Origin of the sequence: Streptomyces sp. NPDC004647, assembly GCF_040609575.1 — a bacterium.
Classification (GTDB): domain Bacteria; phylum Actinomycetota; class Actinomycetes; order Streptomycetales; family Streptomycetaceae; genus Streptomyces.
Genome location: NZ_JBEXKU010000002.1, coordinates 161209 through 177282 on the forward strand (window position 1 = coordinate 161209; position 16074 = coordinate 177282).

General features: G+C 71.6%; 12 protein-coding genes. 6 read left to right on the forward strand and 6 right to left on the reverse strand.

The features are described 5' to 3' along the window. Positions 1 to 101: 101 nt before the first annotated feature. From ABZW18_RS01570 to ABZW18_RS01590, 5 genes are all read right to left on the reverse strand, one after another. On the reverse strand, positions 102 to 422 hold the full coding sequence (locus ABZW18_RS01570) for a GYD domain-containing protein (RefSeq protein WP_356180464.1): 321 nt from the start codon (positions 420 to 422) through the stop codon (positions 102 to 104). Between the two features lie 207 nt (positions 423 to 629). After that, complete coding sequence (locus ABZW18_RS01575; protein ID WP_356180466.1) at positions 630 to 869, reverse strand: hypothetical protein; 240 nt, start codon at positions 867 to 869, stop codon at positions 630 to 632. 49 nt (positions 870 to 918) lie between these two features. Further along, positions 919 to 3636: a 4-alpha-glucanotransferase gene (gene malQ, locus ABZW18_RS01580; protein WP_356180469.1), complete on the reverse strand. Its 2718-nt coding sequence runs from the start codon at positions 3634 to 3636 to the stop codon at positions 919 to 921. After that, positions 3637 to 3936 (reverse strand): hypothetical protein, encoded by a 300-nt coding sequence (locus ABZW18_RS01585; RefSeq protein WP_356180610.1) that lies wholly within the window; start codon positions 3934 to 3936, stop codon positions 3637 to 3639. Positions 3937 to 4153: 217 nt separating this feature from the next. Then, complete coding sequence (locus ABZW18_RS01590; protein ID WP_356180472.1) at positions 4154 to 5578, reverse strand: amidase; 1425 nt, start codon at positions 5576 to 5578, stop codon at positions 4154 to 4156. A gap of 449 nt (positions 5579 to 6027) precedes the next feature. Here ABZW18_RS01590 and ABZW18_RS01595 point away from each other — a divergent pair, with 449 nt between their 5' ends. Next, positions 6028 to 9054, forward strand: a complete 3027-nt coding sequence (locus tag ABZW18_RS01595) for a beta-N-acetylglucosaminidase domain-containing protein (RefSeq protein WP_356180475.1) — start codon at positions 6028 to 6030, stop codon at positions 9052 to 9054. Positions 9055 to 9248: 194 nt separating this feature from the next. Here the strand turns inward: ABZW18_RS01595 and ABZW18_RS01600 are convergent, their stop codons facing one another. After that, positions 9249 to 9785: an HNH endonuclease gene (locus ABZW18_RS01600; RefSeq protein WP_356180478.1), complete on the reverse strand. Its 537-nt coding sequence runs from the start codon at positions 9783 to 9785 to the stop codon at positions 9249 to 9251. A gap of 273 nt (positions 9786 to 10058) precedes the next feature. Here ABZW18_RS01600 and ABZW18_RS01605 point away from each other — a divergent pair, with 273 nt between their 5' ends. The 5 genes from ABZW18_RS01605 (at position 10059) to ABZW18_RS01625 (ending at position 16067) form a co-directional block, all read left to right on the forward strand. Continuing rightward, positions 10059 to 11129: a mechanosensitive ion channel family protein gene (locus ABZW18_RS01605; RefSeq protein WP_356180481.1), complete on the forward strand. Its 1071-nt coding sequence runs from the start codon at positions 10059 to 10061 to the stop codon at positions 11127 to 11129. Between the two features lie 307 nt (positions 11130 to 11436). Then, on the forward strand, positions 11437 to 12636 hold the full coding sequence (locus tag ABZW18_RS01610) for an ROK family transcriptional regulator (RefSeq protein ID WP_356180484.1): 1200 nt from the start codon (positions 11437 to 11439) through the stop codon (positions 12634 to 12636). Between the two features lie 124 nt (positions 12637 to 12760). Next, entirely contained in the window at positions 12761 to 14173 is a 1413-nt protein-coding gene (locus ABZW18_RS01615; RefSeq protein ID WP_356180485.1) for an ABC transporter substrate-binding protein, read from the forward strand. Positions 14174 to 14223: 50 nt separating this feature from the next. Next, positions 14224 to 15165, forward strand: coding sequence for a sugar ABC transporter permease (locus ABZW18_RS01620; RefSeq protein WP_356180487.1), 942 nt, complete (start codon positions 14224 to 14226; stop codon positions 15163 to 15165). 47 nt (positions 15166 to 15212) lie between these two features. After that, positions 15213 to 16067: a carbohydrate ABC transporter permease gene (locus ABZW18_RS01625; RefSeq protein ID WP_356180613.1), complete on the forward strand. Its 855-nt coding sequence runs from the start codon at positions 15213 to 15215 to the stop codon at positions 16065 to 16067. Positions 16068 to 16074: the final 7 nt, after the last annotated feature.

Here is a 16074-nt window from a genome sequence, read left to right on the forward strand (position 1 = left end):
CGGCCCGGGACTGCGGACAGCTGACGAGGCCCCCGTGATGACGCGGGGGCCTCGTACGTTCGCTGTACGCCCGTTGTACGTCCCCTTGAGACGGCGTCGCGTCACGCGCCGGGTGCCCGGTACTGCACTTTCTGCCGGGTGGCCTCGTCGATCTCCTCCGGCGTCAGGAGCACGACCGTGCTCGTGCGGGCCGCGCCGGCCGCCGACACCACGAGGCCCAGCGCTGCCGCGGAGGCGTTGCTCGGCAGCTCGACCACGAGGTAGAGGTCCTCCTCGCCGAACGCCCAGTACATCGACTCGAGCCGGCCGTCCAGGCTCTGGGCCATGCGGTCGGCGACCTCGCGCCGAGCAGTGGCGCCCTCTTTGAGCAGCCCTTTCAAGCCGTCCACGGTGTAACTGCCCTTCACGAGGTACTTCGGCATGGTTCGTTCGCCTTCCTGCGATAACCGTTCCGTAGAAGAACCGTTTTGTCCGTATAGTTCGTTCGACTCTACGGTCGCCGGATGACGAGAACAGCCGCCGAACGGCTTACGCGGGCGGGCAGCAGTGTGGCCGGGCACACGAAAGGACGCCCCTCGGCGTCGTACGGCCGGGGGCGTCCTCGATCGTCAGGTGTTACGCGGTGGGTGTCAGCCCTGGTGCTGCTTGTGGGACTTCTTCTCGCCCACCACGACGAGGCCCGCGATCACCAGGAACAGGACGATCGGCGCGGCGACGTAGAGGCCGAGCGTCTCGCCGACGCTCAGGCCCGGGCCCGGGTCGTCGCCGTCGTCGCGGGTGAGCGCGAGCGCGGGGGACGTCATGAGCAGCATCATCAGCGTCGATCCGGCAACGACAGCTCCGGCGCGCAGGGCATTCTTCTTGTCCACAGGGCAACCGTAGCCAACAGCCCCTCGCCTCGCGCGCCCGGGGTGCCCCCTATGGCCGAATGCGGGCCGCCGACCGGACCGCAGCCCCGGGGGTTGGCTCGGGTGCGGACCGAGGAGCGGCCTCCGGTGCCGGCTCGGCGGGGATCAGTTCCGCTAGTTCGGCCATCAGGGAGTGCAGCCGGGGGGAGGCCGCGAGCTGCTCCAGGGTGACCGGCTGCCCGTCGGCGCCGGCGATGGGCAGCCGCCAGTTCGGATACTCCTTCCACGTGCCGGGAAGGTTCTGCGGCCGCCGGTCCCCGACCCCGTCCGGCAGCCATACGCCGACCATCCTCGCGGGGGTCCTGGCGAGGAAGCGGTAGACCGCCTTGATCGCGCCCTCCTCGTCCTCCACACCTTCCGGCAGCAGGCCCCGCCGCCTGAGCAGCCGCAGCCACTCTCCGACTTCGACCGCGTCCTCGGCCTGCTCCTGGGCCAGTGGCCGGGTCAACAGCCCGAGCCGGTGCCGCAGTTCGACATGCTCGCCGGTGAGCCGGGCGGCGGTGCTCGGCAGATCGTGGGTGGTGGCGGTGGCGAGGCAGTCGGCCCGCCACGCCTCGGGCGGCAGCGGACGCGCCCGTCGTACGTGGACCGCGCGGGTGCTCTCCCCGGCGTTCCCGGCGGCTTCGGCGGCTGCGTCCCCGGCGTCCACAGTGTCGGGGTCGCCGGTGGTGGGGTCGCCGGTGGCGGGGTGCCCGGCGGCTGCGTCCCTGGTGGCCTCGTCCCCGGCGTCCCCGGCGTCCCCGGCGTCCCTGGCGTCCCCGGTGGCGGCGCGGGTGTCGGTGTCCCGCATGGCGTCGTTCCGGGCGTCCCGCGGGGCGGCGTCGAACGTGGCGGCGTCCCCAGCGGCGCTGTCTCTCGTAGCGGTGTCGCCGGTGGTCGCGTCCCCCGCGTCCCCGGTCGCGGCGTCTCCCCCAGCGGCGTCGCCGGTGGTCTCGTCCGCGGGGGCCCCGTCCCGAGTGGCGTCCCTGGTCTCGTCCCCGGGGTTGTCCGGCTCGGTTGCTCCCTCAGGGACAACAGCTTCCGGGTCCGCGAGGAGACCGTCGTAGTCACGCTCGAACCACAGCACCGAGGTGCCCAGGACTCCGCGCCCGGCGAGCGCGTCCCGTACCCCCGGTTCCACCGTGCCCAGGTCCTCCCCTATGACGACCGCGCCCGCCCGGTGCGCCTCCAGGGCCAGCACGCCGAGCATCGCCTCCGCGTCGTATCTGACGTACGTGCCCTGCGTCGGCTCGCACCCCTCCGGCACCCACCAGAGCCGGAACAGGCCCATCACATGGTCGATGCGCAGCGCCCCCGCATGCCTCAGCAGGCCGCGCAGCAGATCGCGGTACGGGGCGTGGCCGGAGGCGGCGAGGGTGTCGGGGCGCCACGGCGGCAGACCCCAGTCCTGGCCGCGGGAGTTGAAGGCGTCCGGGGGCGCGCCGACCGACATGCCGGCGGCGAAGGCGTCCTGCTGGGCCCAGGCGTCGGCGCCGCCGGGGTGCACCCCGACCGCGAGGTCGTGGACCATCCCGATGCCCATCCCCGCGTCGCGTGCGGTCCGTTGGGCGTCCGCGAGCTGGCCGTCGGTCAGCCAGGCGAGCCGGCAGTGGAAGTCGACGCGGTCGAGGAGTGCACTGCGGGCCCGTTCCGTCCGGGCCGAGCGCGGGTCGCGCAGACCGCTGGGCCAGGTGTGCCAGTCCGGGCCGTGCACCTCGGCGAAGGCGCACCAGGTGGCGTGGTCGTCGAGCGCCTGGCCCTGCTCGGCGAGGAAGTCGCAGTACGCGGCGCGGCGGCCGGGGCTGAGCGGCACCGCGCGCACCAGTTCCAGGGCTTCACGCTTGAGCCGCCACACGGCGTCCCGGTCGATCAGGGCGCCCTTGTTGAGGACGGAGTCCCGCAACCCGGCTGCCCGGTGGAGGAGTTCGGCGGCCCTCTCGCGCGCGGGGCCGGTGAGATGCGCGTACTCGGGCACGTCTTCGACCCGTAGATGCACGGGGTCGGGAAAGCGGCGCGAGGACGGGCGGTAGGGGGAGGGATCGGTCGGGGCGCTGCCGTCCCCGGGTACCGCCGCGTGCAGCGGGTTGAGCTGGACGAATCCGGCGCCGAGCGACCGGCCCGACCAGGCGGCGAGATCGGCCAGGTCTCCGAGGTCGCCCATCCCCCAGGAGCGGGCGGAGAGAAGGGAGTAGAGCTGCACGAGGAAGCCGAAAGTGCGGCCCCGGGGCGCGGGCATCCGGTCGGGGGTGACGATCAGGGCGGCGCGGGCGGAGCGCCCGTCAGGGGTATGGGCGCGTAAGACGTACGTCCCGAGGGGGAGTTGGCCCGCTGCCGCCGCTCCCGTGCCTAAGGCCGACGCCCCCCTGGCGTTCCCCCGGAAGAATGCGGAGCCGTCCCACGGCAGGCTTTCGCCCTGCTCCGTCTCGACGTACAGCACGGTGCCCTCCGGGAGGGCGGCTGCCGGAGCCGGCGGATGGCGCGGGGCGGTGGAGGACGCGGCATCACGCGCGCGTGCGGACGGAGCGGCGGCGGCCACCCGCAGCACCACCGTGGCGGGCAGCAGGCGGTTCGCAGCGTCGTGCCGGTGGGCGCCGAGGGCTGCACGCACGGCCTGCGGCGTGGACGCGTCCACGCCCAGCGCGGCGAGCACGGCGACGACGGTGTCCTCGGGGACGTCGGCCCTGTGCCCCGGGGAGGGCTCGTACGAGGTGGCGACACCGCGCAGTGCGGCGAGCCGCGCTCGGCCCATCTAGACCTCCATGCACTCCGTGCCCGCACCCATGGCGGTGGCGGTCGGCTCGCTGGTCAGCGGAAGTTCTGCGGCGAGAGGTGTCTCGCTGGTGAGGGGGGCTGTGTCGGCCAGCGGCGGCTCGCTGGTGAGCGGCGGTTCGGCCCACTCACTGGAGCTGGCGCCGTCCAGGCCGCAGTCGGGGTCGGACAGTCCGTCCAGGTCGAGCGGGTTCAAGGTGGCGTCCATAGGGTGTGCGGAGCCTACGGGCTCCCCGGGTTTGGAGAGAGCGGACAGGAGCAGCTGAGCGGGCGCGGCCACGGTGGTCTCCATCGGTCGACTGGGTGGGTCATATGCAGCCTTACCCAAACGGCGGGACGGCAGGCGTAAACAGATCAGGAACGTGGGTCACGTCACAATCGCTTCCAAAGCATTGATTTACGGCCGGGTGGACCTATAAGCGCAGGGATTACGGTCGGATGCGCCCGTCCGACGGCGGTTTTCCCGGGCTGCTGGTGCCCGCTTCGACGGGCACCGGTCACCAGACCTGAGGCCGACGGCCCCGCCACGGGGCCGCTTCCTCCAGCTGAGCGGCGAGCGCCAGCAGCCGGCCCTCGGCGCCGTGCTGCGCGCCGAGCATCATGCCGACGGGCAGCCCCTCGCCGGTCCAGCCGAGCGGAAGGGATATCGCAGGCAGTCCGGCGATGTTCCACGGCCCGGTGAAGGGCGTGAAGGCGATCTGGGCGTCGAAGTCGGCAGCCGGGTCGTCATCGTCACGCAGGGTTCCGACCGGTTGCGGGAGCTGGGCGAGTGTGGGGGTCAGCACGGCGTCGTACGGCTCCACGGCGGCGGCCAGACGGCGCCCCACGGCTTGCATGGCGGCCAGCGCCCGGGCGTACTGCTCACCGGTCGTCCCCCGGCCCTGCTCGCGCAGCCAGCGGGTGAGGGGCATCAGCTCCCGCTCGCGCTCCGGCGGTACGGGCGCCATCGCGGCCAGCACGGCCCACACGGGCGTGAAGGCGTCCCGGTCGCCGGGCCGCAGCGGCTGCTCGATCTCCACGACGTCATGGCCGAGCTCGGCCAGCAGCGCGGAAGTCTTCTCGTAAGCGGCGAGCACCTGGGGTTCCACGGTGACGCCCGCCACGTCGGGGCGGGACCAGCGGGCGATCCGCAGGCGCCCGGGAGGGCGCTCGCACCACTGCAGGAACGGGGTCCCGGTCGCGGCCAGGGGGACGGGGTCGCCGGCTACCGGGCCGGCCATCACATCGAGCAGCGCAGCGGTGTCGCGGACCGTACGGGCCAGCGGGCCTGCCGTCGCCAGCCCGCTGACGTCACCCTGCGGGGCCGGGCTGATCCTGCCCCGGCTGGGCTTGAGGCCGACGATGCCGCAGCAGCTCGCCGGGATGCGGATCGATCCGCCGCCGTCGCTGCCCTGTGCGGCGGGCGCGAGCCCGGCGGCCACTGCGGCGGCCGCACCGCCACTGGAGCCACCGGCGCCACGGGCCGGGTCGTACGGGGTCCGGGCGGGCGGTCCGACGCGGCTCTCGGTGTAGGCGGGCAGTCCGAACTCGGGGGTGTTGGTCTTGCCGAGCAGCACCGTGCCGGCGCGCTCCAGCAGACCGACGAGGTGGGTGCCGGAGTCGGGCGGGGCCACAAGGTCGGCGTACACGGCAGACCCCGCGGTGTAACGGACACCGGGAACGGGGTCGAGGTCCTTGACCGGGAGCGGCACCCCGAGCAGCGGCGGCAGTTCATCGTCGCTCCGGCTCTCTGCGAGGAGTCGCTCCGCGCGGCGGGCGTCGTCGAGGGCGCGGTCCGCGGTAACGGTGAGATACGCGCCGAGAGCGCCGTCCAGCCGCTCGATGCGCCGCAGATAGTGCTCGGCCAGCTCGACGGGCGACACCTGTCCACCGCGGATGGCGGCGGCCTGCTCGAGCATCGTCAACTCATGCGGTTCGGCCACGGATCCACTGTAGGGGGCGTTCGGCCGGGCACGGCCACGCATCGCGGGGCGGGCAGTGCGGGTCTACGGGTTGACGGCCGGGCGACAGCCGCTACGCGCGGTCGGCGGGGCGGGACCGGCGGTCGATCGGCCTTTGACCGGTTCCCAGCCGGACACCTGGAGTTCGTTCCGGAACCCCATGCTGTGAGCAGCCGAAAAGGACGGCGGCCGGCGTCGCACGGATCGGCGAACCGCAGCTGTACGCGCCGCTGCACGGCGGTCGGTGACGCCGACGGACGGACACGGGCGGGGCGCCGGAGCAAGATCCCCCAAGGCGGATTCCGCCCGCACAGGCCCGCATCGGATGGGCAAATGCCGTCACAACGGTCACTCACGTTGACACCTTCCTCAGCCGGTGGTGGGCTCGGTGCCCATCGGCACGACACCGACAGGGGGAGGGGGCCGTGCAGATGCGGGGTGCAAGGCCGTTCGGGGGCAAAGAGCGTGGCCGGCGTAGCGGGCGTAGCGGCTCGAAGGCCGGGGCCACGGCGCTGGCCGCCGCGGTCATCGGCGGGCTGCTCGGCGGCGCCCCCAGCGCGGTGGCGGCCCAACCACCGCCCGAGGAGCCCGCGCCCACCTCACCGGACCGGGAGAGCGACGGATCCGTACCGCCCGTCTGGCCGCGCCCGCAGGATCTGCGCGCCCAGGGCACGTCCGTCCCCCTCGGCGACGAAGTCGCCCTCGTCGCCGACGACACCACCGACCCGTACGCGCTCGACGCGCTGCGCACCCTGCTGCGCGACGCCGGGGCACCCACCGTCACCGACCACCGGCCGGGTTCGCCGCTGCCGCCCCGGGGGCTCGTCGTACGCGCCGACGAGAAGGGCGCGCAGAAGGCGCTGCGGGCCCTGCGCGCACCCGAGCGCGGGGATCTGCCCACCGGGGGCTACCGGCTCGCCGTGGGCCGGGTCGACGGGCGCGCGACCGTGGCCATGGCGGGAGTCGGCCCGGACGGGCTGTTCCACGCCGCGCAGACGCTCCGCCAGCTGGCCACCGCCCGGGACGGAGCTCCGTCCTTCGCGGGTGCCGTCGTCCGCGACTGGCCCGGCACCGCCGTGCGCGGCACCACCGAGGGCTTCTACGGCACTCCCTGGACCCTCGAACAGCGGCTCGCGCAGCTCGATTTCATGGGCCGCACGAAACAGAACCGGTACCTCTACGCGCCCGGCGACGACCCGTACCGCCAGTCCCGCTGGCGCGACCCGTACCCGGCCGCCGAGCGTGCCGCCTTCCGCGAACTCGCCGACCGCGCTCGCCGCAACCACGTCACCCTCGGCTGGGCCGTCTCCCCCGGCCAGGCGCTGTGCTTCGCCGACGACGGCGACGTCAAGGCGCTGACCCGCAAGATCGACGCGATGTGGGCGCTGGGCGCGCGCTCCTTCCAGCTGCAGTTCCAGGACGTGAGCTACAGCGAGTGGCACTGCGACGCCGACGCCGACCGGTTCGGCTCCGGCCCGGAGGCGGCGGCCAGGGCCCAGGCGCATGTGGCGAACGCGGTTGCGCGGCACCTCGCCGAGCGGCACGGGGCGCCCGCGGCCCAGGGCACTGCCGGTGCGCCCGCGCTCTCCCTCATGCCGACCGAGTACTACCAGGACGGCACCACCGACTACCGCCGCGCGCTGGCCGACGCGCTCCACGCGCGCGTGGAGGTGGCGTGGACCGGTGTCGGCGTCGTGCCGAGGACCATCACCGGCGGCGAACTCGCCGGGGCCCGGGCCGCGTTCGGCCACCCGCTGGTCACCATGGACAACTACCCGGTCAACGACTACGCGCAGGACCGCATCTTCCTCGGCCCGTACACCGGCCGGGAACCCGCCGTGGCCACCGGGTCGGCGGCGCTGCTCGCCAACTCCATGGAGCAGCCGACCGCGTCCCGCATCCCGCTGTTCACCGCGGCCGACTACGCCTGGAACCCGCGCGGTTACCGCCCCCAGGAGTCCTGGCAGGCGGCGATATCCGATCTCGCGGGCGGTGACTCCCGCGCCCGCGAGGCCGTACGCGCCCTGGCGGGCAACGACGCCTCGTCGGTGCTGGGAGGCGACGAGTCCGCGTATCTGCGGCCGCTGATCGCCGACGTCTGGGCCGGGTACGACGGCGGGGACCGTACGAAGCTGGAGGCCGCGGCCAAGCGGCTGCGCACGGCGTTCCGGGTGATGCACGAGGCCCCCAAGCGGCTCTCCGGCGCCTCGCTGGGCTCTCTGAACAGCGAAGTCCAACCCTGGCTGGAGCAGTTGGCCCGCTACGGCGAGGCCGGTGAGCACGCAGTGGACCTGCTCCTCGCGCAGTCACGCGGCGAGGGGGCCAAGGCCTGGAAGGCCCAGCTCGACGTCCGCCGGCTGCGCAAGGACATCGCCGCCCGCCCGGCGACCGTCGGCAAGGGGGTGCTCTCCCCGTTCCTGGGAAAGGCGCTCGAGCGAGCCGACTCCTGGACGGGGGCGGACCGCGCGAAGCCGCGCAGCGCGTTCACCGAGGGCCCCTCCCGGCTGACCCTGGATCTGGACCGGGCCCACCCGCTGGAGGCCGTGACGGTCACATCCGAGCCCGGCACGGGCGCACCCCCCGGCGTCGAGGCGCATGTGCCGGGTGAGGGCTGGCGGCGGATCGGCGAGCTGTCCCAGGACGGCTGGACCCAGCTCCAGGGCAAGGGCGTACGGGCCGACGCGCTGCGGCTTTCCTGGGCCCCGGACGGCGCGGCACCGAAGGTGCACGGCATGGTGCCGTGGTTCGCGGACTCCCCCGCCGCGAAGCTCCGGCTGAGCCGCAGCGAGACGGACGCGGAGATCGGCGGCGGTCCGAGGACCGTCACGGCCGAGCTGACCGCGCAGCGCCCGTCGGACGTCCGCGGCAGGCTCGTGGTGAAGGCGCCGGACGGCATCCGCGTCGACGTACCGGAGGGCACGGATGTCCCGCGCGGCGCCGCGGCGACCGTGCCGGTGAAGGTCACGGTCCCCGAGGGCACACCGGCCGGCAGTTACGACGTGCCGCTGGACTTCGGCGGCGAGCAGCGCACGCTGACCGTACGGGCCTTTCCGCGCAGCGGCGGTCCGGACCTCGCGCGCGGTGCGAGGTCTTCCTCCTCGGGCGACGAGACCTCCGATTTCCCGGCCTCCGCCGCGGTCGACGGCGATCCGGGGACCCGCTGGTCCTCGACGGCCGAGGACGGCGCCTGGTTCCAGGTCGAGCTGGAGCGGCCGACCCGGGTCGGCCGGGTGGTGCTGCACTGGCAGGACGCGTACGCCGCCGGGTACCGCGTCCAGGTCTCGGCCGACGGCCGCCGCTGGCGCACGGCCGCGACCGTCCGGGACGGCGAGGGGGGACGGGAGTCGGTGCGTATGGATGCCCCGGACACGCGCTTCGTACGGATCCAGGGTGACCGGCGCGGCACCCGCTTCGGCTACTCGCTCTGGTCGGTGGAGGCCTACGCCGTCACCGACTGAGTCCGGTCGTCACCGACCGGAACCCTCTCTGGCCGGCCCCGGCCGTCACCGGCTGCTCACGGAGGTTCTCGCACGGAACGTCCGGTGCGCACGGACCTACGGACGTACGCCGCCCGGCCGGTCTCGCACGAGTCAGGATCCTGCCTCGCGGATCCCCGTACGGGAGCGCCGCAGGGGATGACGAAGGCCCGGTCTCAGGCTGATATGCCGTCGATCCGGGCCATCGCGTCGTCCGCGCCGTACGGCTGCAGGTATGGCAGCCAGCGCGGATCTCTATGTCCCGTGCCGATGATCCGCCACGCCAGGCCGGACGGCGGTGCCGGTTGGTGCCGCAGCCGCCAGCCCAGCTCCGCGACGTGCCGGTCTGCTTTGACGTGGTTGCAGCGGCGGCAGGCCGCGACCACGTTCTCCCAGGCGTGCTGACCGCCGCGGCTGCGCGGAATCACGTGATCGACGCTGGTTGCGACGCCACCGCAGTACGCGCACCGCCCGCCGTCACGGGCGAACAGGGCACGGCGGGTGAGCGGGACAGGGCCCCGAAAGGGGACTCGCACGAAGCGCTTGAGCCGGACGACGCTGGGTGCGGGGACGGCACGCGTCGCACTGTGCATCAGGGCGCCCGAGTCCTCAAGGCTGATCGCCTTGTCGTTGAGCACGAGGATGAGCGCACGGCGGAGCGGTACGACGCCGAGCGGCTCGTACGACGCGTTGAGGACCAGGACATGCGGCACGGGTGCCTCCTTGTACGCCGGCGGCGCGTGGCTCGCGCCGGGACGATCTGTTCTCAGTCTCTCCTCATGCCTGGTCGCAGCGCCACCACGTCCAGGTAACGCATCAAGAGTGTTTTCGACCACACCCTTTTCTTCCCAGGCTCAAAACCTGCGCCTTCTCGAACAGAGCAACGGATGAGACGGCTTGCCCCGTTAGTGTGGTTGTTCCGCCCGCGCAGTATTTGGCGGGTGGGCAGCTCAGCTGCCCCTGTCCCACACGGAAGGTTTCTCGCTGTGTCCTGGTTCCCTGCTGCCGACGCGAACGCTCCCGCGCCCTCGCTCCAAGAGGCGCAGAACGATGCGTCCCAGGCCGCCGGGTGGCTGGAGGAGAACTGGTCCACCTGGCTCGGCGCCGGTCTGCGCATTCTGTTGATCATCGTGATCGCGGTGGTGCTGAGGTCGGTGGTCCGCCGGGCGATCACCAGGTTCATCAGGCGGATGAACCGCACGGCACAGGCCGTGGACGGCACCGCCCTGGGCGGGCTGCTCGTCAATGTCGAGCGGCGGCGGCAGCGCTCCGAGGCGATCGGTTCGGTGCTCCGGAGCGTCACGTCCTTTGTGATTCTCGGCACAGCGGCGCTCACCGTGCTGTCCGTTCTGAACATCAATCTGGCGCCGCTGCTCGCCAGCGCGGGCGTCGCCGGTGTGGCACTCGGCTTCGGCGCCCGCAACCTGGTGACCGACTTCCTGTCCGGCGTTTTCATGATCCTCGAGGACCAGTACGGGGTCGGCGACACGATCGACGCCGGGGTCGCCTCCGGCGAGGTGATCGAGGTCGGACTGCGCGTCACCAAGCTGCGCGGCGACGACGGCGAGATCTGGTACGTCCGCAACGGCGAGGTGAAGCGGATCGGCAACAAGAGCCAGGGTTGGGCGACCGCAGGCGTGGATGTCCAGGTCCGCTACGACGAGGACCTGGACAAGGCCCGCACGGCCATCCAGGAGGCCGGCGAGCAGATGGCCAAGGACGAGCCCTGGAACGAGCGGCTCTGGGGCCCGATCGAGGTGCTGGGCCTGGACTCGGTGACCCTGGAGTCGATGGTGATCCGTGCGGCGGCCAAGACCATGCCGGGCAAGGCGCTCGGCGTGGAGCGTGAGCTGCGCTGGCGGATCAAGCAGGCATTCGACGCCGCGGGCATCCGGATCGTGGGCGGCGTCCCGCTGGAGCCCGCCGTCGAGGCCGGACCCGACCCTTCCGCGGGTGTCGCCGCCCCGTCCGCGATGGCCAACCCGACCTCGCCGCAGTCGGTGAACGCCTCGGCCATCGCGCCGCCCGCTACGGGCGGCACGAGCGTGTCGAAGTAGCACCGGCGCAGCGCGTACCCCGGGAGCTGGTCCTTTCCCGGTCCTTCCCGGCCCTGTCCCGGTCCTGTCCCGGGCCCTGTACCGCTCCTGTCCCTGCTCTGCCGCTCCCGGACATCATTGACGGCACGGACGTCATCAAGGCACTACGACGGCCCCTTCCCGCATGGCGCGTGGGAAGGGGCCGTTCCCGCTTGTCGCGGGTAACACTTCGGTTGCCGGAGAGCCGAGAGCCATTGACGCCCCTCCGATCGGCGGCTTACCTTCCTCTCACCAATAGGAAACTTTCCTAACAGTGGGGGCGCTGAGCATGGCCGTGACGCCGGGAACACCGCGAGTGCTGCGGGCGATGAACGACCGCGCGGCGCTCGATCTGCTGCTGGAGCACGGCCCGCTCTCCCGGACCCGGATCGGCAATCTCACCGGCCTGTCCAAGCCGACCGCCTCGCAGTTGCTGGCCCGGCTGGAGTCGGCCGGGCTGGTGGTGGTCACCGGCACCAGCGAGGGCCGCCCCGGGCCCAGTGCCCAGCTCTACGCCGTGAACCCGGCCGCCGCGTATGTAGCCGGGCTGGACGTCACCCCCGACCGGATCCTCGCCTCGGTCGCCGACATCACCGGCCGTACGGCGGGCTCGTACGAGCTGCCCACCCCGGGGCGCCAGGCCGAGGGCGCCGTACGCCAGGTCGTCGACGCGCTGGACGGCGCCGCCAAGGCCGCCGGGCTCACCACCACCGACCTGCACCGGTTGGTCATCGGCACGCCCGGCGCCTTCGACCCCAGCACCGGACGGCTGCGCTACGCCAGCCATCTGCCCGGCTGGCACTCCCCCACCCTGCTCGACGACCTCGCCGCGGCCCTGCCCGCCCCGCTGGAGTACGACAACGACGTGAACCTCGCCGCCGTCGCCGAGCAGCGGCTCGGCGCCGCGCGCGGCCACGACGACTTCGTACTGCTCTGGAACCAGGAGGGCATCGGCGCCGCGATCGTCATCGGCGGCCGGCTGCACCGGGGCCTGACCGGCGGCGCGGGCGAGGTCGGTTTCCTGCCGGTGCCCGGCACCCCTCTCGTACGGCAGGTCGCCAAGGCAAACAGCGGTGGCTTCCAGGAGCTGGCAGGCGCCCAGGCCGTACCCCGTATCGCCCGCGAGCTGGGCATCGAGACACCCGCCAGCGGGCCGCACGCGGAGGTGGCCGCGGCTCTCCTCGCGCACGCCGCCGGGAGCACCGACGCTCGCGAACAGGAGCTGCTTCAGCACGTCGCGACCGGTCTGGCCACCGGACTCGCCTCGATCGTCGCGGTGCTCGACCCCGAACTCGTCGTCCTGTCCGGCGCGGTGATCGCCGCCGGCGGGGAACCCCTGCGCGAGCTGGTTCAGGCCGAACTGGCGGAGCTCGCCGCGCCCCGCCCCCGGCTCGTGATCGGAGCCGTACAGGACCGTCCCGTGCTCTGCGGAGCGCTGCAGAGCGCCCTCGCGACCACGCGCGACGAGGTGTTCGACACCTCCCGCTGATCTCACCGGCACCACGCACATCTCCGCTCGCCCACGACCCCGCCCAGGAGATACCGCCATGCCCCGATCTCTGTCCAGGTCCCGATCACGGTCCTCGTCCCGATCGATGTCCGCTTCCCGATCGATGTCCTCGTCCCGATCGATTTCCGCGTTCCGATCGCTGTCCGGGCCCCTCTCGCTTTCCGGGTCCCGATCGCTTTCCAGGTCCCGGCGGACGACGGCGGCTGCCGCCCTCGCTGCCGCGTCCGCGATATCCCTGCTCGCCACGGCCTGTACGGGGCAGAACAGCGGCGCCGCCAACGACGACCCCAGCAAGGAGACGACGATCACCTTCTGGCACGGCTGGAGCGCGCCGGGCGAGGTGAAGGCGATCGAGGCAAATGTCGCCGCCTTCGAGAAGGCCCACCCCAACATCGATGTGAAGGTCGTCGGCAATCTCAACGACGACAAGATCAACCAGGCGCTGCGGGCGGGCGGTCCGAAGGCGCCGGATGTCGTCGCGTCCTTCGCCACCGACAACGTCGGCAAGTTCTGCTCCTCCGGCGCCTTCGCCGACCTCGACCCGTTCCTGAAGGAGTCGGAGGTCGACCTGGGCAAGACCTTCCCGAAGCCGCTGCTGGACTACACCCGGTTCGAGGGCAAGCGGTGCACGCTGCCGCTGCTCAGCGACGCGTACGGCCTCTACTACAACAAGAACGCGTTCGAGAAGGCGGGCATCAAGGCGCCGCCGAAGACCTGGTCGGAGTTCGACAAGGCCGCGGTGAAGCTGACGAGGAACAAAGGCGATTCGTACGAGCAGCTCGGCTTCATGCCGGCCTTCCACGGCTACGAGTCGACGCCCACCCACCTCGTCTCCCAGTGGGGCCCGGAGTACTTCGACAAGGACGGCAGGTCCGCCATCGCCAAGGACCCGGCCTTCGCCGAGATGTTCCGCTGGCAGAAGAAGCTGATCGACAAACTCGGCGGCTTCCGGAAGGTGGAGAAGTACCGCACCACATTCGGTGACGAGTGGGGCGCCAAACACCCCTTCCAGACCGGCCAGGTCGCGATGCAGCTGGACGGCGAATGGCGGCTCGGCATGGCCCAGGACGCGAACGTCCCGTTCGAAATCGGTGTTGCCCCGCTGCCCGTCGCCGACGACCAGGTCGCGAGCTACGGCAAGGGCTATCTCTCCGGCACCATCACCGGCATCGCCTCCACCAGCAGCAAGAAGAACGCCGCCTGGGAGCTGGTGAAATACATGACCACCGACACGGACGCCGTCGTCGACTTCGCCAACGCCATCCACAATGTGCCCTCCACGCTGGCGGCCCTGAAGTCGCCGAAGCTGAAGCAGCCGGACGGCTTCGAGACCTTCCTGGAGATCGCCCAGCACCCGCAGAGCAACACCACCCCGGCGAGCATCAACGGCGGCTCGTACCAGGTGACCATCCAGGACTTCGGCTACCGCCACGAGTCGGGCAAGGAGCCCGATCTCGAGGCCGGGCTGAAGAGGACGGCGGACCGGATCGACCGCGACATCGCGCAGGCCAAGTGACGGCCCGGGGGGATGAGTTGGATGAGAGTTCGGCGAGATGAGTCGGTGAGATGAGTACGGCAACCCTGCGGGCGAAGCGCCGCCGGTCCGCCCTGCGGACCACGGCCTTCCTCTCCCCCTGGCTGATCGGTTTCAGCGTCTTCTTCGTCTATCCGCTGGTCTCGACCCTCTACTTCTCCTTCATGAAGTACGACGGTTTCCAGCCCCCCGTCTGGAACGGCCTCGACAACTGGTCGTACGTCTTCCACGACTACCCCATGTTCTGGCCCGCGCTGCGCAACACCCTGTGGCTGGTGCTGGTCATGGTCGGCAGCCGGGTGGCCTTCGGGCTCGGCGTCGGCCTGCTGATCACCAGGATCAAGACCGGAGGCGGAGTCTTCCGGACCCTCTTCTACCTGCCCTATCTCGCGCCGCCGGTCGCGGCCACCATGGCCTTCGCCTTCCTGCTCAACCCCGGCACCGGGCCGGTCAACGGCATCCTGGCGGATCTGGGGCTGCCGCAGCCGGGGTGGTTCAACGACCCGTCCTGGTCGAAGCCCGCGCTGACCATGCTGGCGCTGTGGGGCATCGGGGATCTGATGGTGATCTTCATGGCCGCGCTGCTGGACGTACCGAAGGAGCAGTACGAGGCGGCGGAGCTGGACGGTGCGGGCGCCTGGCAGCGCTTCCGCTTCGTCACCCTGCCGAACCTCTCACCGATCGTGATGTTCGCCGTGGTCACCGGGGTGATCCAGACGATGCAGTACTACACGCAGCCGCTCGTCGCGGGGAAGGTCGCCAGCGGCGTCATCGGCGGCTCGGGCCAGCAGTTCCAGCCCGGATTTCCGGAGGACTCCACGCTCACACTCCCCCAACTCGTCTACAACCTGGGCTTCCAGCGGTTCGAGACCGGTGCCGCCTGCGTCATCGCGCTCGTGCTCTTCGCCCTCGCGATGGTCTTCACCACACTTCTGATGCGCCGCCGCGGCGGCCTGATCCGGGGGGAGGCCTGAGCACCGTGACCGCCGTACTCGACACACCGGCCGCCACCGGGCCGCAGATCACGCGGAACGGCTCCCGGACCGCGCGCCGCACCTCGCTGCTGCACTGGATCGCGGTGCACGCGCTCGGCCTCGCCGCCGCGCTCTTCTTCGTGCTGCCGTTCGTCTTCATCTTCCTCACCTCGCTGATGAGCGACAGCCAGGCCCTCACCCGGGACCTGTGGCCGGACACCTGGGCGTGGGGCAACTATCCGAAGGTCCTCGACACCCCGGGCTTTCCGACCTGGTGGCGCAACACACTGCTGTACGCCGGTCTCGGTACCGTGCTGACGGTGCTGTCGTCGGTCCCGGTGGCGTACGCACTCGCCAAATTCCGGTTCTGGGGACGCAATCTGTCGCTGATGCTCGTCATTTCGACGATGATGCTGCCGCCACAGGTCGTGATCGTCCCGATGTATCTGTTCTGGGCGAAGGAACTCCAGCTCTCCGGCACGCTCTGGCCTCTGATCATCCCGCTCGCCTTCGGTGACGCGTTCAGCATCTTCCTGCTGCGGCAGTTCCTGCTGACCATTCCCGACGAATATCTCGACGCGGCGCGCGTCGACGGCTGCGGCGAATTCCGCACCCTGGTACGGGTGGTCCTGCCGATGGCGAAGCCGGGCGTCGCTGCGGTGGCACTGTTCCAGTTCTTCTACTGCTGGAACGACTACTTCGGCCCGCAGATCTACGCCTCGGAGAACCCCGCCGCCTGGACACTGAGCTACGGCCTGGAGTCCTTCAAGGGCGCGCACCACACCGACTGGAATCTGACGATGGCCGCGACCCTGCTGGTCATGGCGCCGGTCATCGTTGTGTTCTTCTTCGCCCAGAAGGCATTCGTCGAGGGCGTGACGCTGACAGGAGTCAAGGGCTAGTGGCGCA

Excerpts from the sequence above, each read along its gene's own strand:
- ABZW18_RS01570 (WP_356180464.1), bottom strand. The coding sequence starts at position 422 with ATGCCGAAGTACCTCGTGAAGGGCAGTTACACCGTGGACGGCTTGAAA.
- malQ (WP_356180469.1), bottom strand. The coding sequence starts at position 3,636 with ATGGGCCGAGCGCGGCTCGCCGCACTGCGCGGTGTCGCCACCTCGTAC.
- ABZW18_RS01595 (WP_356180475.1), top strand. The coding sequence starts at position 6,028 with ATGCGGGGTGCAAGGCCGTTCGGGGGCAAAGAGCGTGGCCGGCGTAGC.
- ABZW18_RS01610 (WP_356180484.1), top strand. The coding sequence starts at position 11,437 with ATGGCCGTGACGCCGGGAACACCGCGAGTGCTGCGGGCGATGAACGAC.
- ABZW18_RS01615 (WP_356180485.1), top strand. The coding sequence starts at position 12,761 with ATGTCCTCGTCCCGATCGATTTCCGCGTTCCGATCGCTGTCCGGGCCC.
- ABZW18_RS01620 (WP_356180487.1), top strand. The coding sequence starts at position 14,224 with ATGAGTACGGCAACCCTGCGGGCGAAGCGCCGCCGGTCCGCCCTGCGG.